This window comes from Corynebacterium zhongnanshanii, assembly GCF_014490575.1.
GTDB lineage: Bacteria > Actinomycetota > Actinomycetes > Mycobacteriales > Mycobacteriaceae > Corynebacterium > Corynebacterium zhongnanshanii.
Genome location: NZ_CP061033.1, coordinates 1784430 through 1805391, shown reverse-complemented (window position 1 = coordinate 1805391; position 20962 = coordinate 1784430). Strand labels below are relative to the sequence as shown.

Here is a 20962-nt window from a genome sequence, read left to right as displayed (position 1 = left end):
ACAGTGTTCATATTAGGTGATCCTTACTGATTCAACCGCAAGGCTTGTCTCGAAAAACTGCACGTCAACGGGTAAAAATTTGCCCCACAAGGCTTCGCCTGAATCCATTTAGCTCTCGTAAACTAGGTAACGAAACTTGCGCCCAAACGGGGGTAGTGAGTTCGCTTCCTGTTCACTTTGCTCACGCTCTCGTAACTGAAATGAGCGCTACATGTAACTGAATGTGTAACTGGATTGAGCGCTTTGGCCTAACCGTCGGTGCGTTTCCGTGTAGAGGTGTGGAGACGCGCGCCCACCACAATTTTGGTTTTCCGCCTCCGTCATGGGATAATCTTCAGGTTGCTTTTCATGCTCCTGTGGAAGCGTGATTCAGAGCTGCGGACGGTGAAGGCGCAAGGCCAGAAGCTCCAAGACTAGACGTCGCAAGGCCAGAAGCCCCAAGATCGCAAGCCCAACGCTCCACACTCGCCAACCCCCACAGGAACACGAAAAGCTAGTGACCATGTGCGCGAGGGTCGGAAATCCCACGCACGCCAAACATCTAGGTCTACTTAAGGAGACTCAAGTGATTCAGCAGGAATCGCGTCTGCGAGTCGCTGATAACACCGGTGCCCGTGAAATCCTGGTCATCCGTGTTCTCGGCGGTTCCACCCGACGCTCCGGCGGTATCGGCGACGTTGTTGTCGCCACTGTGAAGGAAGCAACCCCTGGCGGCACGGTGAAGGCCGGCGACGTCGTGAAGGCTGTTGTTGTCCGCGCGAAGAAGGAAACCCGCCGTCCAGACGGTTCGTACATCAAGTTCGATGAGAACGCTGCCGTCATCATCAAGGCTAACGACAACGATCCTCGCGGCACCCGTATCTTCGGTCCTGTCGCGCGTGAGCTTCGCGATAAGAAGTTCATGAAGATCGTTTCCCTCGCTCCGGAGGTGCTCTAACTCATGAAGATCCGTAAGGGCGATACCGTTATCGTTATCTCTGGCCCAGACAAGGGTGCTAAGGGCAAGGTCATTCAGGCTTTCCCGAAGACCGAGAAGGTTCTGGTTGAGGGTGTTAACCGTATCAAGAAGCACGTTGCAAACTCCGCTCCAGAGCGTGGTGCCGAGTCCGGCGGCATTGTGACCCAGGAGGCTCCTATTCACGTGTCGAACGTGATGATTGTGGACTCCGAGGGTAACCCCACCCGCATCGGTTACCGTTTCGATGAGGACGGTAAGAAGATCCGCGTCTCCAAGCGTACCGGGAAGGACATCTAACGATGAGCGATAACTACACCCCACGCCTGAAGACCCGTTACCGTGAGGACATCCGGGAGAAGCTGAACCAGCAGTTCAGCTACGAGAACGTTATGCAGATCCCTGGTGTGACGAAGATTGTTGTCAACATGGGTGTTGGCGATGCTGCTCGTGACTCCAAGCTGATCAACGGCGCTATCGAGGACCTGACCCTGATCACGGGTCAGAAGCCACAGATCCGTACTGCGAAGAAGGCTATTGCTAACTTCAAGCTGCGTGAGGGAATGCCGATTGGTGTTCGTACCACGCTGCGTGGCGATCGTATGTGGGAGTTCCTGGATCGTCTGCTGACGGTTGCGTTGCCACGTATTCGTGACTTCCGTGGTCTGTCTGACCAGCAGTTCGATGGCCACGGTAACTACACTTTTGGTCTGAGCGAGCAGTCCATGTTCCACGAGATCGACGTCGATAAGATCGATCGTCCTCGCGGTATGAACATCACTGTTGTGACCTCTGCGACGAACGATGATGAGGGCCGTGCGTTGCTGCGCGAGCTGGGCTTCCCATTCGAGGCTGGCGTCAACAAGCGCTAAGAACCTGCGCGCCGTTGTTCCTTTTATGAACGACGCCCAGCGCACCCCATGAAGCAACCCTCCATCCCAGGCATGGGATGGAGGGTTGCTTTGTGTGCGTTAAAACGACAGCCCTATTTGGCCAGGGCCTTGATGATCGTTTCGTAGCCGGCGGTGGTGTGGAGCCCGGAGACCGCGGATGCGTCCTTCATGGGAATCACGTACACCCGGTCGTTTTTGATGGCGGGTACGTCTGCGACCGCGGGGTTGTCCAGCAGGCGTGCGTAGGCTTGCCGCCCGCCGCCTTGGAAGTCCTCCAGGAAGAGGATGTCGGGCCGTGCGGTGAGGAGTTGTTCGGCGTCGATGGGTCGGGTGTTGTGCACGCCGAGGGCGTCGCCGGCGTAGGTGCCTCCGGCACGGGTGATGAGGGTGGGGATCATCAGACCGGAGTCCATCACCATGGTTTTGGGGCCGCGCACCATCAGTGCCAGGGTGCTGGGGGAGTGCTTCTGGTCTGAGCTCTGCGCGTTATCGTTGGCTTTGGCCTGTTCGTCCAGCTCAGCCAGCTCCTTCTCGAACGTGGAGGCCAGCTGGTCTGCCTTGTGAGGCTGACCGATCGCCTCGCCGATCTCTCGCGTGGCCTTGGCGATCCCCTCGGGGGTGTTGAACGCGTCCGGTTCCAGCACCAGCGTGCGCACCCCGGTGGCTTCCAGCTGCTCGGAGAAGGTCTTTTCGCCGCCGTGGCGCGCGGTGGCGAGCACGAAATCTGGCTCGTAGGACAGCACCTGCTCTACTTCGGGGTGTGTGCCGGGAGGCAGCGTGCCCTGGACCCCACGGGCGTAGCGGGCCGACGCCCCCGCGGCGTCTGACTTCGCCGTGGCCGGCACAGCGACCACCCGCTCGCCCTCCGTGATCTGCAATAGCAGTGCGGCCACGTCGCTGGTGGCAGCGACGATGCGCTGGGGGCCTTCGGTGGGGTTGTCGGCGTCGGTGATGCCGTCGGAAGCGGCGCTGGAGTTCGCGCCGCCAGAGTTAGCCGAGCCGCTCGAACCAGCCGCGCTACCCGAACCGCCCGAGCCGTCCGAGCTGCACCCCGCCATAACCAAGGCGGACGCGGCCACACCGGCCACAAGCGTGCGGGAAAGTGTACGTGAGAGTGTCATGGTCTCTGTCCTTTTCTGTGTTCTGTGTCTTTAGTCTCTGTCCTGACGCGCGCTTAGCGCACCGTAATCGTGGGCCAGCCGCCGGGATGCACCCCCACGTCCACGTCCACGCCAAACGCTGCCCGCAGATTCTGCGTGGTCAGCACCTGCGCCGGCGTGCCGTGCGCGTGCACCCGACCCTCATGCAGCAGCGTGAGCGTGGAGCAATAGCGCCCGGCCAGCTCCAGGTCATGCAGCACCGTCACTACGGTCCGCGGCTGTTCGCCGACCTCGATCCACGGCCGCAGCAGCTTGATCGTGGCGTGCATATGGGAAATGTCCAGCGCACTGGTCGGCTCATCGAGCACCAGCACCTGCGGCTCCTGTGCAATCGCGCGCGCCAGATTCACCAGCTGCTGCTGCCCACCGGAGAGCTCCCGCAGGGGAGTGTGAGCCAGCGGCGCCGTCCCGGTGAGGTGAAGTGCGTGGTCGATAGCCTCGGCGTCGGATAAATTCATGGGACGGAAACGCCGCACACGGGCGTAGCGGGCGAGTTCCACGTAGCGCCGGGTGGTGAAATCGATATCCGACGCCCAACTCTGCGGCACATAGGCCATCATCCGCGCCCGGCGCCGGGGCGTGAGGGTGCGCGTGTCCGCGCCGAGTGCGGTGATGGAACCGCGGTAGGGCACGAGCCCCAGCAGTGCTTTGACCAGTGTGGACTTGCCGGCGCCGTTGGGGCCGATGATTCCGTGGATGCCGCCGGCGGGAAGGGCGAGGGTGATCGAGTCCAGGAGCGGGGCTGTGTGGCCGGGGTAGCGGATGCTCGTGTGCTGGAAGTCGATGGCGGGGGTGGGTGTGGTCATGGGGTGGCCTCCGAGCGTGCGGAGCGCAGGATCAGGACCAGGAGGAACGGGGCGCCTAGCAGAGCGGTGACCGTGCCGGTCTGTAGTGCGACGGGGTGCCAGAGCATGCGGGCGGCAATGTCCGCGATGGTCAGGCCGGCGGCGCCGAGCAGCGCGCTTGCGGGGAGGAGGAAGCGGTGGTCGCTTCCGAACATCAGCCTGATGAGGTGGGGGACCACCAGACCCACGAAGGAGATGATGCCGGTGATGGCCACGCCGGCGGCGGTGGTGAGGGCGGCGCCCAAGAGGACCAGATGTGTGGTGCGTTGGACGTGCAGGCCAGTGGAGTGTGCGATGGCTTCCCCGAGGGAGAGGAGGTTCAGCTCTGAGGCGAAAAACAGGACGATGGCTGCCCCGAGTGCCAGGGGGATGGCCACGAGGACGAGCGCGTTCATGGTGCTGCCGGTGAGGTCGCCGTTGAGCCAGAACATGGCGGAGCGGGCGTCTTCGGAGTTGACGGCGTTGGCGATGGTGGCGGCGATGAGCGCGCCGAGGAAAGCGTTGATGGCGATGCCGACCAGCAAAATGGTGTGTGAGCTGCGGTGGGCGCCGAGGATGTGTACGAGGAAGACCGTGGTGAGCGCGCCGGCGAAGGCACCGGCGGGCAGGATGGCGGGGTGGATGCTGGCCAGCCCTGTGGTGATGAGGAGGACGGCTGCTACAGCGGCGCCGCTGGAGACGCCAGTGATGCCAGGCTCGGCCAGCGGGTTGCGGAACACGGCTTGCATGGCGGCGCCGGCGAGGGCGAGGGCGGCCCCGACGGCGAGTGCTGTGAGCGTGCGGGGCAGACGGACGTGAACGATGAGGGTGTGGCTGGGGTGCTGTGGATGTGCCAGGGAGGTGATGGAGGCGGCGGGGTCAAAGCCAGTGGGGCCGATGCTGAGGCCGAACCAGGCGGTGAGGGCGCAGAGTAGGGCCAGGCTCACGAGGGCGAGGAAGCGCGAGTGGGGCATGGGCGCGGTGGGTATCCCTTCTGGTGAGTGTGAGCGTGGAGCGGCAGTGTGGAATGACAATCATTCCTACTATGGATTGCGGGAAGTATAAGTCATGCGCTTGCTTGATGAAAGTGCTCGGGGTCATGGCAGCACCCCTACGTGTGACGGGTGGGGTGACTGACCGGCGGGCAGTGATTGATTATTGAAGGAAAGAGCCCCTCCAGAAGGGGGGGGGCAATAGGCCTGCGGCGAAAACTATTGTTTGGCGGTTGTGGTGGAGATAGGATTGCTTCACGTCTCACATTGTTCCGAGAGTGAAATCAAGACCCGAAAGAGTCCCAGGAGAAGAGTATGCGCGCGCTGATTTACCATGAGAAGTGCGTGAGATGACGATGTTCGAGGTTAATCAGCTCCGCTTCGCCTACTCTCGCCGTAAGTTCATCTTGGACGAGATTAATCTTCATGTCGAGCAGGGGGAGATTGTTGGGCTATGGGGCGGAAATGGTGCTGGAAAGTCCACTCTTTTGAAGTTGTGCTCTGGTCTACTGAAGCCAACATCGGGAAGCATTCGCATCGATAACGAGGACGTCTCGACGCTCAACGCACACAAGAAAATACTCTTCCTTGGTGGCAACGATACGGTGCCGGAATATCTCACCGGCAAGGAATTGATTGATACCTTTAGTGCCTTATACGGGCAGGAGATCAAGCAGGAGGACTACGACAAGCTGATTCGCCTCTTTCAACTCGACAACGATGATAATCAGCTGATCGAGAACTACTCCCACGGAATGAAGAAGAAGATTCAACTTCTGGCTGCTGTGCTCTTGCGGAGAAAGCTCACCATCTTGGATGAGACGCTCAATGGTTTAGACGAGCAGGCCATGGATTACATGGTCGGAGAGCTGGCGGCATTGAGCCGTGACTCGGCGGTAGTGATTGCCTCTCACGACCGTCGGTTGCTTAGTAAGGTCTCTACCAGGCTCGTTGTGTTGAACAATGCCTCCATTGTGTACGACGGCGACGTGGAGGCGGGACTTCAGGCTCTGCCGACATGTTAAGTGAGGGGCACTAGTGAACGTCATCGACAAACCCGTCACTGTTTTATATAGATTCTATCTCAAACAACAAGTCCGCCAATTAGGCCATGATGGAATATTTTCCTCAGGATGGGTGAAGGCGGCAGTGGCATGCGTCGCGCTTCTCATGATGGTGACGCTGACGGCTATAGCCACTATATTTTATTCGACAGCAGAGGCTAGCCCGAAAGTGTTGGATATCCTCCTGGCTTTTTCTAACCTTACGCTTCCGATTTGGGTGATCGTTGGCTTCATTGTATCGAAGGTTCTCCTGGTGAACTCGCCGGATCTGATGAGCGTGACCGCCTCTTTTCCTGTCACGAATAAGCAACGCGGAATAGCTGTTCTGTATCTGGAAGCGACCATCGCCGGGTTGGTTACTGTCACGTTCTTTGTGCCATCGCTAGCGCCTTTGCTCTTTATCTATGGCCTTCCTGCACTCGGACGGATATTCTTGGCTATCGTCTTTCCAGGCCTCATATTATTTTTGCTGGCACACTTGGTCTTTAACCTGACGGTGGCTCTTGCCAGCCGGCTGAGGATGATCGGCCTGTCCCACTACGTGGGGATGGCGATCGTTATTGTATTGGCATACCTCTCTGCACTAAAGATGCCGAATCATTCCATCGCGCTATCAGAGGCATATTACTCATCGCACCCTTATTGGGTGTGGTCCAATGTGCTGCTGAAGGTGTACGTGGAGCACGGGCTGGCTGTGGCTATCGGGGCGTTTGTTATCGCAACGGCCACACTGTTAATGCTCGTGCGTTCCACTGCACCAGGGTGTACGTCCGTCGCGGTGAAGTATGTGCATCTGACGTTGCGGCCTCAACGCGGTCTGCGCAGAATGACAGCACGCCGTGCTATCCTGCACACCGCAGTGAGAAACCTTGTTCGCGCCAGACATACCTGGTTCGCTGTAGCTGCGTCCTGCGCAGCCTTCATTCTGCTCATGGACAGTCAGATTCTTCCGGCAGCGCTCTCCCTTGAAGTAGTCAGTTTCATGTCCCTGTATCTGTACTCGGATCTTCGGCGGTTTCGAAGGATGTACCAGGGGTTTGTGAAGCCGTGGTGGGAGTATCTGAGCCTCAATCTGGCCATGATGCTTCTGACCGTTCCCATTGGGGCTATATTCCTCGGTATTCAAGCGCTCCGTGGCAGATATTCAGAGCAGAACTTATTTCTGGTTATAGGTTGCCTTTTCTCCATACCCCTGTTGGTGACTTTAGGGATCCTGCTTCCCACAGTGAAGCAGAATCCGCTGGCGAGCCTGGCGGCGATAGGTTCGTTAGGTGTGTTGCTTCTCGCTACGGCATGTGCACTCTCCATATTCTCGCTCACGACAGTTCACATGCTGGGGATCGGTGCGCTCCTTATTGCGACGTTTGTTGTGGTCGGTATTCGCACTCTTCATGATTCAGGAAAAGGAATGACAGTTCTATGATGAAGCAAGCGTTCTTCTCTGTGGTGTTTGGTTTCTTGGTGGTATGCAGCATGGCAGTCGTGACCATGCTCTACATCGCGTTTTCGGCTGACGAGCAGGCGTTTTTTAGAACCGGGCTTTTCGGTGCAGTCTATGTTCACGTAAGAGATAACGCACAGGGCAACCTGGAATTGAGCTTAGGTATTCATAACGGTGGCATCCTGCTGATTCTCATTGCTCTCGCCTCGCTCGTGACCTTCTTCGGCATCCTTGCTGTGAAGGCTGGGCTGGGGCGTCGCTCCACTCGTGACGACTCGATGCAGTAGCGGCTGTAGTCTCCGCTGTGACGGTTTGGATGTCCTGCTAGCAGGCTGTATAGTAAGGCGGTCTGCGCTCTGCACAGTTAACGTGTGCGATTGAAGGGCGTAGCGTTCATACGAAAACATCCACTTTGTTGTAGGCCCCTCGCCCGAAGCGGCCGCGTAACTAAAAGGCAGCGAGCTTCCCTCACTACTGAGTGAGGGCGGCGACAAGTGGCCGAGAAAAACGCGGTGCACGCCACTGGGTGGGCCGGGAACCGCAACGAGAAAGGCACAGGTCACAATCAATGACCATGACTGATCCAATCGCGGACATGCTGTCCCGCGTACGGAATGCCAGCAACGCATTCCATGAATCCGTCTCCATGCCTTCCTCCAAGCTCAAGGTGAACATCGCCGAGATCTTGAAGAAGGAAGGTTACATCGCTAACTACACCGTCTCCGACGACAAGGTTGGCAAGACCCTGGAACTGGAGCTGAAGTACGGCTCCAACCGTCAGCGCTCCATCGAGGGTGTTCGTCGCGTATCCAAGCCAGGTCTGCGTGTCTACGCAAAGTCCAACAACTTGCCAAAGGTCCTGGGCGGCCTGGGCGTGGCTATCATCTCCACGTCCCACGGCCTGCTGACCGACCGTGAGGCCACGAACAAGGGTGTGGGTGGGGAAGTCCTCGCCTACATCTGGTAAGAGGGAGGTACAAGCATGTCTCGAGTAGGCAAGGCACCAATCGCCGTCCCATCTGGCGTCACCGTGAACATCAATGGTCAAAGCGTTGAGGTGAAGGGAACCAAGGGAACCCTGACCGTCGACGTTCCAGCACCTATCGCCGTATCCCAGGAGGGTGACGAGGTTATCGTTACCCGCCCGGACGATCACCGCAAGAACCGTTCCCTGCACGGCTTGTCCCGATCCCTGATCAACAACGCAGTTGTCGGCGTGAGCCAGGGCTACACCATCAACATGGAGATCTTCGGCGTCGGTTACCGTGTTCAGGCCAAGGGTAAGAACCTCGAGTTCGCCCTGGGTTACTCCCACCCTGTACTGATCGAAGCTCCAGAAGGCATCACCTTCGCAGTGGACGGCAACACCAAGCTGTCCGTATCCGGAATCGATAAGCAGCAGGTTGGCCAGGTCGCCGCGATTATCCGCCGTCTGCGTAAGGACGATCCTTACAAGGGCAAGGGTATTCGTTACGCCGGCGAGCAGGTCCGCCGCAAGGTCGGAAAGACTGGTAAGTAAGCATGAGCAACAACGAAAACAACAACGGCAAGCGTCTGCCAGTGGGCAAGGACATCTCCACCCGCCGTCGTACCGCACGTGCACGCCGTCACTTCCGTATTCGCAAGAACCTCGCTGGTACCCCAGAGGCACCACGCTTGGTTGTGCACCGCACGTCCCGCCACATCCACGCTCAGCTCATCGACGATGTTGCAGGCCACACCCTGGCAGCAGCATCCACCCTGGAAGCTGAAGTTCGTGCGATCGAGGGCGACAAGAAGACTCGCGGCGCAAAGGTTGGCCAGCTGATCGCTGAGCGCGCAAAGGCCGCAGGCATCGAAAACGTTGTCTTCGACCGCGCTGGCTACAAGTACCATGGCCGCGTCGCCGCTCTGGCCGACGCAGCTCGCGAAGGTGGTCTGAAGTTCTAATGATCACCGTCAACAACATCAACGGAAGGACTGCGTAGTGTCGGAACAAGACCGTAACGGCGGACGCTCCGCTGACAACCGCAACGATCGCAACGAGCGTGGCGGCCGCAACAACGACCGCGGTGGTCGCAACGACCGTCGCAACAACCAGCAGCAGGACGAGCGCTCCCAGTACATCGAGCGCGTTGTCACCATCAACCGCGTATCCAAGGTGGTTAAGGGTGGTCGTCGCTTCAGCTTCACCGCACTCGTCATCGTCGGCGATGGCCAGGGCATGGTAGGCGTAGGCTACGGCAAGGCCAAGGAAGTGCCTGCTGCAATTCAGAAGGGTGCCGAGGAAGCTCGCAAGAACTTCTTCCGCGTCCCAATGATCAACGGCACCATCACCCACCCAGTTCAGGGTGAGACCGCTGCCGGTATCGTAATGATGAAGCCAGCCGCACCAGGTACCGGTGTTATCGCCGGTGGTGCAGCACGTCCAGTTCTGGAGTGCGCTGGTATTCAGGACATCCTCTCCAAGTCCCTGGGCTCGGACAACGCTATCAACGTTGTGCACGCAACCGTGCACGGCCTGAAGCAGCTGGTCCGCCCAGAAGAGGTTGCCGCACGCCGTGGCAAGTCCTTGGAAGAGGTTGCTCCAGCCGCTATGCTGCGTGCACGCGCTGCAGGACAGGGGGCATAACCCATGGCACTGAAGATTACCCAGCTGAAGGGTACCGTCGGAACCAAGCACAAGCAGCGCAATTCCTTGCGCTCCTTGGGACTGAAGCGTATCGGACAATCTGTTGTTCGCGAGGACACCCCCGTCGTCCGCGGCCAGATCAACACCGTGCGCCACATGGTCTCTGTTGAAGAAGTGGCAGGAGAGTAAACATGAGCGATCCAATCAAGCTCCACGATCTCCGTCCATCCAAGGGCGCCAACAAGGCCAAGACCCGCGTGGGTCGTGGTGAGGCATCCAAGGGTAAGACCGCAGGTCGTGGTACCAAGGGAACCAAGGCTCGTAAGCAGGTATCGGCAGCATTCGAGGGTGGCCAGATGCCACTGCACATGCGCCTGCCTAAGCTGAAGGGCTTCAAGAACCCTGCAAAGATCACCTACCAGGTCGTCAATGTTGCTGACCTGGAGAAGGCCTTCCCACAGGGCGGCGAGATCGCTGTTGCTGACATCGTGGCAGCAGGCCTCGTCCGCGCGAAGCAGCCAGTGAAGGTTCTGGGCAACGGTGACCTCAGCGTGAAGCTGAACGTTACTGCTCAGAAGTTCTCCAAGTCTGCTCAGGAGAAGATCGAAGCTGCAGGCGGCTCTGTCACCGAGGCTAAGTAAGCCCTTTCAGACAGCCTGCAGAGCAGCGTAACAATCCCGCCCCGTCCTCTCACTGTGAGAGGGCAGGGGCGGGATTTTCTTTTTATAAAAATCGACGCCCAGCGCGATGTGCGCCAGGCGTCGGATAACAGTACGGGGAGGATTAGAATCCTGAACGGACAATTTTATCGTCCGACGGAGCACCATCCTTGTCCAGCGGGAATGCATACGCCAAGGCGGCAGCAAAACGGTAGGAACGGCGAGAGTTTCCGTCCGTGCTGTAATGCGCGTAATCGCCAGGGGCGTACCAATCCGGCTGAGCCTCGGCAGCCCAATCAAACAGGCGCAATTTCGGGTAGCGATCCTGCGCGCGGCGCAAGGCCTCGTTGAACTCCTGCATGTGGGAATTGGCGTAGTAGCCGTCGTTGGTATTCGTGCGGGTGGTTGCCCACATCACGTCCTGATCCTTGAGGAGCTCCATCATGGCGTCGATGCGCTCATCGGGAGAGGAGGTGGCGCCCGCTGCGATATTCGCCGCATCATTCACGCCGGTGGCGATGACCCAGCAGGTGTTCGGGCCGCTGTGCTGATCCACCAGCTCGGTCACGGACTCCACAGCGGAGGGGTACTTCGCGGAGCCGTCCGGGGCATCCCAGCCCTCGATGGTGGAGCGGGCGCCGAACACGCTGTCCACCACGTCCTGGGCGCCGTAGGCCCGGTATTGCACGAAGGCGGTATCGTCGGGGCCGTTGACCATGTCGGAGCTGAACATGCCGATGGAGGTGGAGTCACCCACGTGCACGACCTTCGTGCAGCTCATCACGGGGCGGCCCGCGGCCTGGGCGGCTGCCTTATTCTCTTCGCCGGTGGCGTCACCGGCGCCGTCGGAGTCAGCACCGGCCGCACCGGCACCCGCACCTGCGCCGTTCGCCGCTTGACGGTTCGCGTCCGTGATCTCCATGGCCTGCATCTTCGCAGCCTGGCTGGAGTTATCCGGCGCAACAATCACGTGCGGCAAGGCAATGGCGATCAGCGCCACAAGGATAACGGTCGCCGCGGCGGGGAAGTAGCTGGGGAAGCGGCGGCTGGCCACGGTGGTGGCCTGCGCTGGGGACACACCAATTTCCTTGGCGGCCCGGCGGCTGCGCGCCCATTCCTTGATCGGCCCCACGATGCCGTTGCGGCGGATCGGGTCCTCGATGATGGACCAGCTCAGCGCGGCAAGCCCAACAGACACCACCACAGTAATCACGCCACCGAGCACGCGGTTCTGGTCGAACCATGGCTGGGGCAGGAACGCGATAACTGGCATGTGCCACAGGTAGATGCCGAAGGAGCGCTCGCCGATCCAGCGCAGCGGCTCCCAGCCCAGGAACTTATTCCAGAAGCCGTCGGGGTGCAGCACGGAGAAGATCGCCAGCACGGTAGCGACCGACAGCAGTGCCAGGCCACCGTGGTAGAGGAAGAAGCTTTCCTGCTCTACCAGGACGATCAGGGCGATGATGCCGGCGATACCGATGGCACCCATGACCGTGGAGACCTGCCGCTGCGGCAGCACGGACTGCCCCTTGTGCTTGCGGGCGGACAGCCACAATGCCAGGCAGGCACCCAGCAGCATTCCGCCGGCGCGGGTATCCGTACCTTCGTAGATGCGGGTGGGGTCCATGCCCGGCTCCACCAGCATCCACATCCACACGAAGGAAGCCACAGCTACCAGGAACGTCAGCACCATCGCGATCATGCGCTTGCGGAACACAGTCAGGAACAACAGCAGGAGCAGAGGCCACACCAGGTAGAACTGTTCCTCCACGGACAGGGACCACATGTGGCTCAAAGGGCTGGGGCCGCCGAAGTTGTCGAAGTAGGACTTCTCCTTAAAGATCATGTGCCAGTTGTTGACGTAGAACAGGGCCGACACACCCTCCATGCCCCATTCGCTGAGCTTGTGCCGGGCCAGCGCCGCGGTCAGCAGCACCGTCACAATAATCGTAATGACCGACGCCGGCATCAGCCTGCGAAAGCGCCTCAACCAGAAGGTCTTCAGCCCCAGGTTGCCCCGGGTATCCCAGGCGCGCATGAGGTTACTGGTGATCAGAAAACCAGAGAGTGTGAAGAACACACCCACGCCCAGCAGCCCGCCGACCACGCCGGGAACATGCAGGTGATAGAGGATCACAGCAGCAACGGCAAGGGTACGCAGGCCATCGAGCCCAGGGATGTAGTGTTGTTCGGACTTAATCGGTTTTGGCATGGCTTTGAAGCTTTCAACACGTGCTCAGAGAGACGTTGGATCAACAATCGAAACAGACCTAAGAAGAATAACGCACACCAGGGGTTCTAAGGCAATTCTTATGGAAACGTTAGGTAGGAGAGCCCCCGATCGCACCCTGGTTGAGGGAAACTAAACAGTTTAAGGTTTCAGGAACTGCGAAAGGCTGCTATTCTTTTGGGGTTATTGTCACCCAACGCCACAACTGACAGGGTGAGGAACGTTAACAATCTGTGCCGCGTGGCAAGGCACAGCGTTTTCAGGAGGCCAGTTTGTCCGCCATTATCTCGGCGTTCAAAGATGTTGATCTCCGCAAGAAGCTGCTGTTCACTCTTGCGATGATCATCCTCTACCGCGTGGGCGCACAGATTCCAACCCCTGGTGTGGATTACGCAAACATCACCAAGCAGATCAAGGATCTGACCAGCCAGAACTCCATGTACTCGCTGATCAACCTGTTCTCTGGTGGTGCGTTGTTGCAGCTGTCCATCTTCGCGGTGGGCATCATGCCATACATTACGGCGTCCATCATCGTGCAGCTGTTGACTGTGGTGATCCCGCGCTTCGAGCAATTGAAGAAGGAAGGATCCACCGGCCAGGCGAAGATGACGGAATACACCCGTTACCTCACCGTGGGACTGGCCATGCTGCAGTCCGCAGGCATTGTGGCGCTGGCTGACCGCAAGCAGCTGCTGGGTCAGGGGATCCCCGTCCTGAAGGACAACGTGGGCATCTTCGGCCTGGTGGTCATGGTTCTGGTCATGACCTCCGGTGCCGTGCTGGTGATGTGGATGGGTGAGCTGATCACCGAGCGCGGTATCGGTAACGGTATGTCCCTGCTGATCTTCGCCGGTATTGCCACCTCCATGCCGGCCCAGGGCATGACGATCCTGAACACCTCCGGCGGCTTCACTTTCAGCGCCGTGGTGATTGGTGTGCTGCTGCTCATCATCGGCGTGGTCTTCATCGAGCAGGGCCAGCGCCGCATCCCCGTTCAGTACGCCAAGCGTATGATCGGCCGTCGCCAGTACGGTGAGACCTCCACCTACCTGCCACTGAAGGTGAACCAGGGTGGAGTGATCCCTGTGATCTTCGCCTCCTCTCTGCTGACTGTTCCGATCCTCATCACCCAGATCATTCAGTCCAATGATCCGGCCAATGCGAACGTGGATAACTGGTGGAACCGCCACGTCATCGCCACCCTGTCCAATCCGGGTGCTTGGCAGTACATCGCGGTGTACTTCGCGCTGATTATCTTCTTCTCCTACTTCTACGTGTCCGTGCAATACGACCCGTATGACCAAGCGGAGAACATGAAGAAGTATGGTGGATTTATCCCTGGTATCCGCCCGGGTCGCCCCACCGCGGAATACCTTGGCTACGTGATGAACCGCCTGCTGCTGGTCGGTTCCATCTACCTGGGCTTGATCGCCGCACTGCCGAACTTGCTGCTGCACATGGGCATCGGCGGTGGTCAGTCCTCGCAGATGCCATTTGGTGGTACCGCGATCCTGATTATGGTGTCCGTGGCTCTGACCACCATCAAGCAGATTGAGTCCCAGCTCATGCAAGCAAACTACGAAGGATTTTTGAAATGAGACTAGTACTTCTCGGCCCTCCAGGTGCTGGCAAGGGCACCCAAGCATCCCTGCTCTCCGACTCCCTGAAGATCCCACACATCTCCACTGGGGACTTGTTCCGCGCCAACATCTCCCAGGGCACGGACCTGGGCAAGCAGGCACAGGAGTACATGGACGCTGGAAAGCTGGTCCCAACCTCCGTGACCGCCAACATGGTTCGCGACCGCCTCGCCGAGGAGGACGCCGCCGACGGCTTCCTGCTGGACGGCTTCCCCCGCACCATCGAGCAGGCCGAGCTGCTGGAAGAGATGCTGCAGGACTCCGGACAAGCGCTGGACGCCGTGGTGAACTACGTAGTCTCCGAGGACGTTGTGGTGGAGCGCATGCTGGCACGCGGCCGTAACGACGACAACGAGGACACGATCCGCACGCGCCTGTCCGTCTACCGCGACGAGACCGCGCCGCTGATCGACCACTACGAGGATATCCTCATTAATATCGACGCCGAAGGCACCGTGGAAGATATCTCCACGACAACTCTGGACGCTCTCGATAAGTAAGGCGCGTCGCCCCAAGCAAATCGAAGGCCCTACATCCTGCGTGAACAGTGCGGAATGTGGGGCTTTTGGCGTCGTATAAAAATATCAACAACACAGACAGTAGGGACATCATGGGATTTCGCAAGAAGACAAAGACCATCCCGGCCAAGACCCCAGAGCAGCTGAACAGCATGCAGGCGGCGGGGGAGATCGTCGGCCAGGCGCTGCAGGCGGTGAAGGCCGCGGCGAAGCCGGGCATGAGCACCCTTGACCTGGACGCCATCGCTGAGGACGTTATCCGCAGCGCCGGCGCCACCCCGACCTTCAAGGGCTACCAAGGTTTTCCTGGCTCTATTTGCTCCAGTGTCAACGACATGATCGTGCACGGCATCCCCAGTGCTGACGTGATCCTTAAAGAGGGCGACCTGGTCAGCATCGACTGCGGCGCTACGCTGAATGGTTGGGTGGGGGACTCGGCCTGGACGTTCGGCATCGGTGAACTTGCCGAGGAACATAGGCTGCTGAACGAGGCTACGGAATGGGTGCTGCACCAAGGGATCAAAGCCATGGTCCCCGGAAACCGCCTGACCGATATTTCCTGGGCCCTGGAAGAAGCCACGAGTAAGGCCGAAGTGAAGTTCGGGGTGGATCTGTGGATCGTGGACGGCTACGGCGGCCACGGCATCGGGCAGACCATGCATGAGGATCCGTACCTCGCGAACGAGGGCAGGCCAGGGCGTGGGCCCGTGATCCAAGAGGGAAGCACGCTGGCTATCGAGCCGATGCTGGCGCTGGGCACCGCGGACTCGCGGGTGCTGGATGACGAGTGGGGAGTGGTGACCGTGGACGGCACCTTCGCGTCCCACTGGGAGCACACCGTGGCAGCCACGGCGGGTGGGCCGCGGATTCTCACGCCGCGCGTGTAGGGCGCGGGAGGTACCCAGGGGCGGCAAGGGTGAGTTTCTTTTGCCGAAAACTTTCGTTGTGGCGAATAAGGGGAGTATTCTAAGCGGGACGTTTTTCAAGTTCGCCAGCTTAACCTCCGTGGTCGATGAGCTGGCCCAGAGTGCCCATGGGACTTATCCACTATGAGCGGTAACCGCATCTTTAATTCACTGTTGTTCAAGATCATCGTTGGAATTATCTTGGGCTGCCTGTGCTCCCTGTTCTTCCCTGAATGGCTGGCCCGAGTGTTCGTGACCTTCAACGGTTTGTTCTCCGGCTTCCTGGGATTCTTCGTTCCCGTGCTGATCTTCGGCCTGATCACTCCGGCTATCGCCAGCCTGGGGCAGGGCGCGGGTAAGTGGCTGGGCGTGACCGCAGGCGTGGCCTACCTGTCCACCATCATCTCCGGTGCAGCAGCTTACCTGCTGTCCCAGGCGCTGTACCCCACTCTGCTGGCCACCAGCGATCTGATGGAAGCAGGCGACATTGACAAGGCTGCTCTGTCTCCCTACTTTTCCGTGGAAATGCCCGCTCCATTTGAAGTGATGCCCGCGCTGCTGTTGGCGTTCACCGTGGGTATTGCCATGGCAACGCTGGGTACCAAGACGCTGACCCAGGCCTCCGTGGAGCTTCGCGACGTCATCATGAAGGTCGTGGAGGCGTTCATCATCCCGCTGCTGCCGATCTACATCTTCGGTGTGTTTCTCTCCATGGGCATGAACGGCGTGCTGCTGGAGACCGTGTCCCAGTTCGCCAAGGTACTGGTGCTGGCGATCGTGATGACGTGGGTTGTGCTGCTGGTTCAGTACCTGATCGCAGCTCCACTGTCCGGCCGTAACCCCTTCGTGGCACTGAAGAACATGCTGCCTGCGTACTTCACGGCTCTGGGTACCTCCTCTTCTGCTGCGACGATCCCTGTCACCCTGAAGTCCACCAAGCGCAACGGTGTGAGCGATTCCGTCGCGGACTTCGTAATTCCGCTGTGCGCCACGATTCATCTGTCCGGTTCCATGATGAAGATTTCCCTGTTCGCCTTCGCGGTGGTGTTCATGTCTGGTTCGGAGGTGTCCGCTGGCACGGCCATCGGGTTCATCCTGTTGCTGGGCATCATGATGGTGGCAGCCCCTGGTGTGCCGGGCGGTGCGATCATGGCGGCCGTGGGACTGCTGCAGTCCAACCTGGGCTTCGACGAGGGTCAGGTTGCGATCATGATCGCCGCCTACATTGCCATCGACTCCTTCGGAACGGCCTGCAACGTCACCGGCGATGGCGCCATCGCGATGGTGGTCAACAAGCTGGCCAAGGGCGACCTGCAGGCGGAGAAGCCTGCCGAGCTCGCGCAGAACTAACCGCGGGCACCACGCGAAGTTGATGTTTCTGCAGGTCGCGTGTAATGTTGATCGCTGGTGCACCCACCGTATGGCCTGCATGGGCACATGCGCACGGAGTGAACCAGTAGCAAGATATCACCCATCCAGCGGTTTGAGCTGGGGAAACGTTTGAGGTTATGGCAAAAAAGGAAGGCGCCATCGAGGTTGAGGGCCGCATCGTCGAGCCCCTACCAAATGCGATGTTCCGTGTTGAGTTGGACAATGGCCACAAGGTCTTGGCACATATCTCCGGCAAGATGCGCCAGCACTACATCCGCATCCTCCCAGAGGACCGAGTGGTTGTGGAGCTCTCTCCATACGACCTGACCCGTGGACGTATCGTCTACCGCTACAAGTAAAACGTAAGCCTCCACACATCCAAACGCCGGGAGAGGAACACAGTCCCGGTGTGCAACACCTCTGGCCGCGGCGGCCGGAGCCTCTCCCTTGACGCATCACATGCAGGTTAGTGCATGGCACTGCAGTGAGCTGGAAACGACCAGCATGCTGTCAAGGGCAGGGGATGAGTGTGGAGAAAACCGCCGCTAAACCGGAAGGAACTGCCCTATGGCACGCCTTGCTGGTGTGGACCTCCCACGCGAAAAGCGCATGGAGGTCGCACTGACCTACATCTTCGGAATCGGCCCAGCCCGTTCCAAGCAGTTGCTGGACATGACCGGCATCTCTCCTGACCTGCGCTCCAAGGATCTGACCGACGAGCAGGTTACCGCCCTGCGTGACGCTATCGAGAACACCTTCAAGGTTGAGGGTGACCTCCGTCGCGAAATCCAGGCTGACATCCGTCGGAAGATCGAGATCGGTTCTTACCAGGGCCTGCGTCACCGTCGCGGCTTGCCCGTACGTGGCCAGCGCACCAAGACCAACGCTCGTACCCGCAAGGGTCCTAAGAAGACCATCGCAGGAAAGAAGAAGTAATGCCTCCGAAGACTCGTTCCGGCGCACGCCGTACTGGCCGTCGCGTCGTCAAGAAGAACGTGGCCCAGGGCCACGCATACATCAAGTCCACCTTCAACAACACCATCGTGTCCATCACGGACCCATCCGGTGCTGTGATTTCTTGGGCATCCTCCGGCCACGTTGGCTTCAAGGGATCCCGCAAGTCCACCCCATTCGCCGCACAGCTGGCTGCAGAGTCCGCTGCCCGCAAGGCAATGGAGCACGGCATGAAGAAGGTTGACGTTTTCGTTAAGGGTCCAGGCTCCGGCCGCGAGACCGCCATCCGTTCCCTGTCCACTGCAGGTCTTGAGGTTGGCACCATCGCTGACGTCACCCCTCAGCCACACAACGGTTGCCGCCCACCGAAGCGTCGTCGCGTTTAAGACAAGAAAGGATAGGGATTAAACAATGGCTCGTTACACCGGCCCAGCTACCCGCAAGTCCCGTCGCCTCCGCGTCGACCTCGTCGGCGGCGACAGCTCCTTCGAGCGCCGTCCATACCCTCCAGGACAGGCTGGTCGCGCTCGCATCAAGGAGTCCGAGTACCTCCTGCAGCTGCAGGAAAAGCAGAAGGCAAAGTACACCTACGGCGTGCTGGAGAAGCAGTTCCGTCGTTACTACGCCGAGGCCAACCGTCGCCCAGGCAAGACCGGTGACAACCTGGTCATCCTGCTGGAGTCCCGCCTGGACAACGTGGTCTACCGCGCAGGTCTGGCACGCACCCGCCGCCAGGCACGTCAGCTGGTTTCCCACGGTCACTTCACCGTGAACGGCAAGAAGATCAACGTACCTTCCTTCAAGGTATCCCAGTACGACATCGTGGACGTTCGCGAGAAGTCCCGTTCCATGCTGTGGTTCGAAGAGGCACAGGAGCGCCTGGTTGACGCTGTTGTTCCTGCTTGGCTGCAGGTCGTACCATCTACCCTGCGCATCCTCGTGCACAAGCTGCCCGAGCGCGCTCAGATCGATATTCCGCTGCAGGAGCAGCTGATCGTCGAGCTTTACTCGAAGTAAGAGTTTTTCTTCACTTCGCACCCGTTGTCACCATCCGGTGGCGATAAACTTCTACCGACGTCATATAGCGGTCGTCGACAAAGGAGCACTTCAAGAATGCTTATCTCACAGCGTCCCGCGCTGAGCGAGGAGTACATCGATTCCTCCCGTTCCAAGTTCGTCATCGAGCCACTGGAGCCAGGATTCGGCTACACCCTCGGCAACTCCCTGCGCCGTACCCTGCTGTCCTCCATCCCAGGAGCAGCGGTGACCTCCCTGCGCATCGAAGGTGTACTCCACGAGTTCACCACGATCCCAGGCGTGAAGGAAGATGTCTCAGACATCATCCTGAACATCAAGTCCCTGGTTCTGTCCAGCGACTCCGATGAGCCTGTCACCATGTACATCCGCAAGGAAGGTGCCGGTGCAGTCACCGGTGCAGACATCTCCACCCCAGCGGGTGTAGAGGTCCACAACCCAGACCTGCACATCGCCACCCTGAACGAGCAGGGCAAGCTGGACATTGAGTTGGTTGTTGAGCGTGGCCGCGGCTACGTCCCTGCAGCCAGCGCCTCCAACGAGATTGGCCGCATTCCTGTCGACCAGATTTACTCCCCAGTGCTGAAGGTCAGCTACAAGGTGGAAGCAACCCGTGTGGAACAGCGCACGGACTTCGACAAGCTGATCATCGACGTGGAGACGAAGAACTCCATCACCGCCCGCGATGCCCTGGCATCCGCAGGTAAGACCCTGGTGGAGCTGTTCGGCCTGGCACAGGAACTGAACTACGAAGCAGAAGGTATCGAGATCGGCCCATCGCCACAGGAAAGCGAGCACGTCGCTGCCTACGGCATGCCTATCGAGGACCTCAACTTCTCCGTGCGTTCCTACAACTGCTTGAAGCGCGAAGAGATCCACACGGTGGGCGAACTGGCTGCCCGCACGGAGTCCGATCTGCTGGATATCCGCAACTTCGGCCAGAAGTCCATCAACGAAGTGAAGGTCAAGCTGGCTGGCTTGGGCTTGGCTTTGAAGGATTCCCCAGAAGGCTTCGACATCAACGACATCGAAGGCTACGACGCCGAGACCGGCGAGTTTATCGACACCGAGGGCGAGGACATCGCGGAGTAAAGGCTCACTTACACGCGCTCACCTAAACATCCACACGAGGAGAACACATGCCTACCCCAAAGAAGGGCGCCCGCCTTGGCGGTTCTGCTTCCCACCAGAAGAAGATCCTGGCCAACCTCGCAGCTCAGCTGATTGAGCACGGCGCCATCAAGACCACGGACGCCAAGGCCAAGCTGCTGCGTCCATACGTTGAGAAGATCATCACCAAGGCCAAGCGTGGCACCCTGGCTGATCGCCGCAACGTTGCCAAGCTGATCACGAACAAGGAAGTTGTTGCTTACCTGTTCAACGAGCTGGCTCCTAAGTTCGAAGGCCGTCCAGGCGGATACACCCGCATCATCAAGCTGGAGAACCGCAAGGGCGACAACGCCCCTATTTCCCAGATCTCTCTGGTGACCGAGCCACTGGCTTCCACCGAGGCTGAGCGCGCCACCCGCGCAGCTGCATCCAAGAAGGCTGCAGAGGCTGAGGAGACCAAGGCCGAGGAGACCGCCGCTGAGGAGGCTCCAGAAGTAGAGGCTGACATCGCTACCGACGCCGACGCCGAAGCAGAAGCTGCTGAGGCTGACGCTGAGGAGAAGGCAGAAGAGAAGTAATTCTCTGAAGCTGTGAAGGCCC

26 protein-coding genes are annotated in these 20962 nt (G+C 59.4%); 22 read left to right on the top strand and 4 right to left on the bottom strand.

Annotation, left to right across the window (positions count from 1 at the left end):
* Nucleotides 1-565: 565 nt before the first annotated feature.
* From rplN to rplE, 3 genes are read left to right on the top strand one after another with little or no spacing between them, the layout of a single operon-like run.
* Nucleotides 566-937 carry a 50S ribosomal protein L14 gene (gene rplN / locus IAU67_RS08085; protein WP_151842162.1) on the top strand — a complete coding sequence of 124 codons (372 nt, stop codon included), beginning with the start codon at nucleotides 566-568 and terminating at the stop codon, nucleotides 935-937.
* 3 nt (nucleotides 938-940) lie between these two features.
* Nucleotides 941-1255 carry a 50S ribosomal protein L24 gene (rplX, locus tag IAU67_RS08080; protein ID WP_151842161.1) on the top strand — a complete coding sequence of 105 codons (315 nt, stop codon included), beginning with the start codon at nucleotides 941-943 and terminating at the stop codon, nucleotides 1253-1255.
* A gap of 2 nt (nucleotides 1256-1257) precedes the next feature.
* Nucleotides 1258-1827 (top strand): 50S ribosomal protein L5, encoded by a 570-nt coding sequence (gene rplE, locus IAU67_RS08075; RefSeq protein WP_151842160.1) that lies wholly within the window; start codon nucleotides 1258-1260, stop codon nucleotides 1825-1827.
* 113 nt (nucleotides 1828-1940) lie between these two features.
* Here rplE and IAU67_RS08070 read toward each other — a convergent pair whose 3' ends face one another.
* The 3 genes from IAU67_RS08070 to IAU67_RS08060 are packed head-to-tail and all read right to left on the bottom strand — an operon-like array spanning nucleotide 1941 to nucleotide 4806.
* A complete protein-coding gene (locus IAU67_RS08070; RefSeq protein ID WP_151842159.1) occupies nucleotides 1941-2969 on the bottom strand; it encodes an ABC transporter substrate-binding protein in 1029 nt (342 codons plus the stop codon).
* A gap of 53 nt (nucleotides 2970-3022) precedes the next feature.
* Nucleotides 3023-3814, bottom strand: a complete 792-nt coding sequence (locus IAU67_RS08065) for an ABC transporter ATP-binding protein (protein WP_151842158.1) — start codon at nucleotides 3812-3814, stop codon at nucleotides 3023-3025.
* Nucleotides 3811-4806, bottom strand: coding sequence for a FecCD family ABC transporter permease (locus tag IAU67_RS08060; RefSeq protein WP_151842157.1), 996 nt, complete (start codon nucleotides 4804-4806; stop codon nucleotides 3811-3813). Before IAU67_RS08060 ends, IAU67_RS08065 begins: the two co-directional genes overlap by 4 nt.
* Before the next feature lie 368 nt (nucleotides 4807-5174).
* Here IAU67_RS08060 and IAU67_RS08055 point away from each other — a divergent pair, with 368 nt between their 5' ends.
* From IAU67_RS08055 to rplO, 9 genes are all read left to right on the top strand, one after another.
* Complete coding sequence (locus IAU67_RS08055; RefSeq protein ID WP_151842156.1) at nucleotides 5175-5849, top strand: ATP-binding cassette domain-containing protein; 675 nt, start codon at nucleotides 5175-5177, stop codon at nucleotides 5847-5849.
* A 13-nt stretch (nucleotides 5850-5862) separates the two neighbouring features.
* Nucleotides 5863-7311, top strand: a complete 1449-nt coding sequence (locus IAU67_RS08050; protein WP_151842155.1) for a hypothetical protein — start codon at nucleotides 5863-5865, stop codon at nucleotides 7309-7311.
* On the top strand, nucleotides 7308-7616 hold the full coding sequence (locus IAU67_RS08045; protein WP_151842154.1) for a hypothetical protein: 309 nt from the start codon (nucleotides 7308-7310) through the stop codon (nucleotides 7614-7616). Before IAU67_RS08050 ends, IAU67_RS08045 begins: the two co-directional genes overlap by 4 nt.
* A 281-nt stretch (nucleotides 7617-7897) precedes the next feature.
* Entirely contained in the window at nucleotides 7898-8296 is a 399-nt protein-coding gene (gene rpsH / locus IAU67_RS08040) for a 30S ribosomal protein S8 (protein WP_151842153.1), read from the top strand.
* 15 nt (nucleotides 8297-8311) lie between these two features.
* Nucleotides 8312-8848: a 50S ribosomal protein L6 gene (gene rplF, locus IAU67_RS08035; RefSeq protein ID WP_151842152.1), complete on the top strand. Its 537-nt coding sequence runs from the start codon at nucleotides 8312-8314 to the stop codon at nucleotides 8846-8848.
* Between the two features lie 2 nt (nucleotides 8849-8850).
* Entirely contained in the window at nucleotides 8851-9258 is a 408-nt protein-coding gene (gene rplR / locus IAU67_RS08030; RefSeq protein ID WP_151842151.1) for a 50S ribosomal protein L18, read from the top strand.
* A 37-nt stretch (nucleotides 9259-9295) separates the two neighbouring features.
* Nucleotides 9296-9940, top strand: a complete 645-nt coding sequence (gene rpsE / locus IAU67_RS08025) for a 30S ribosomal protein S5 (RefSeq protein ID WP_151842150.1) — start codon at nucleotides 9296-9298, stop codon at nucleotides 9938-9940.
* A gap of 3 nt (nucleotides 9941-9943) precedes the next feature.
* On the top strand, nucleotides 9944-10129 hold the full coding sequence (gene rpmD, locus IAU67_RS08020; RefSeq protein WP_151842149.1) for a 50S ribosomal protein L30: 186 nt from the start codon (nucleotides 9944-9946) through the stop codon (nucleotides 10127-10129).
* Between the two features lie 2 nt (nucleotides 10130-10131).
* Nucleotides 10132-10581: a 50S ribosomal protein L15 gene (gene rplO / locus IAU67_RS08015; RefSeq protein WP_151842148.1), complete on the top strand. Its 450-nt coding sequence runs from the start codon at nucleotides 10132-10134 to the stop codon at nucleotides 10579-10581.
* Between the two features lie 142 nt (nucleotides 10582-10723).
* Here rplO and IAU67_RS08010 read toward each other — a convergent pair whose 3' ends face one another.
* Nucleotides 10724-12811, bottom strand: a complete 2088-nt coding sequence (locus IAU67_RS08010) for an acyltransferase family protein (protein WP_151842147.1) — start codon at nucleotides 12809-12811, stop codon at nucleotides 10724-10726.
* Nucleotides 12812-13101: 290 nt separating this feature from the next.
* On the opposite strand from IAU67_RS08010, the gene secY reads away from it, so the two are divergent.
* The 10 genes from secY (at nucleotide 13102) to rplQ (ending at nucleotide 20940) form a co-directional block, all read left to right on the top strand.
* Nucleotides 13102-14427, top strand: coding sequence for a preprotein translocase subunit SecY (gene secY, locus IAU67_RS08005; protein ID WP_151842146.1), 1326 nt, complete (start codon nucleotides 13102-13104; stop codon nucleotides 14425-14427).
* Nucleotides 14424-14969, top strand: a complete 546-nt coding sequence (locus tag IAU67_RS08000) for an adenylate kinase (RefSeq protein ID WP_151842145.1) — start codon at nucleotides 14424-14426, stop codon at nucleotides 14967-14969. Before secY ends, IAU67_RS08000 begins: the two co-directional genes overlap by 4 nt.
* A 110-nt stretch (nucleotides 14970-15079) precedes the next feature.
* Nucleotides 15080-15874 carry a type I methionyl aminopeptidase gene (gene map, locus IAU67_RS07995; protein ID WP_151842144.1) on the top strand — a complete coding sequence of 265 codons (795 nt, stop codon included), beginning with the start codon at nucleotides 15080-15082 and terminating at the stop codon, nucleotides 15872-15874.
* Between the two features lie 162 nt (nucleotides 15875-16036).
* Nucleotides 16037-17242 (top strand): dicarboxylate/amino acid:cation symporter, encoded by a 1206-nt coding sequence (locus IAU67_RS07990; protein WP_151842143.1) that lies wholly within the window; start codon nucleotides 16037-16039, stop codon nucleotides 17240-17242.
* A gap of 158 nt (nucleotides 17243-17400) precedes the next feature.
* Nucleotides 17401-17622 (top strand): translation initiation factor IF-1, encoded by a 222-nt coding sequence (gene infA / locus IAU67_RS07985; protein WP_005519800.1) that lies wholly within the window; start codon nucleotides 17401-17403, stop codon nucleotides 17620-17622.
* Nucleotides 17623-17830: 208 nt separating this feature from the next.
* Nucleotides 17831-18199, top strand: coding sequence for a 30S ribosomal protein S13 (rpsM, locus tag IAU67_RS07980; protein WP_151842142.1), 369 nt, complete (start codon nucleotides 17831-17833; stop codon nucleotides 18197-18199).
* Complete coding sequence (gene rpsK / locus IAU67_RS07975) at nucleotides 18199-18603, top strand: 30S ribosomal protein S11 (protein WP_151842141.1); 405 nt, start codon at nucleotides 18199-18201, stop codon at nucleotides 18601-18603. Before rpsM ends, rpsK begins: the two co-directional genes overlap by 1 nt.
* Before the next feature lie 25 nt (nucleotides 18604-18628).
* Nucleotides 18629-19234 carry a 30S ribosomal protein S4 gene (gene rpsD, locus IAU67_RS07970; RefSeq protein ID WP_151842140.1) on the top strand — a complete coding sequence of 202 codons (606 nt, stop codon included), beginning with the start codon at nucleotides 18629-18631 and terminating at the stop codon, nucleotides 19232-19234.
* Nucleotides 19235-19330: 96 nt separating this feature from the next.
* Nucleotides 19331-20344, top strand: a complete 1014-nt coding sequence (locus IAU67_RS07965; RefSeq protein ID WP_151842139.1) for a DNA-directed RNA polymerase subunit alpha — start codon at nucleotides 19331-19333, stop codon at nucleotides 20342-20344.
* A gap of 47 nt (nucleotides 20345-20391) precedes the next feature.
* Nucleotides 20392-20940 (top strand): 50S ribosomal protein L17, encoded by a 549-nt coding sequence (gene rplQ, locus IAU67_RS07960; protein WP_151842138.1) that lies wholly within the window; start codon nucleotides 20392-20394, stop codon nucleotides 20938-20940.
* Nucleotides 20941-20962 lie beyond the last annotated feature (22 nt).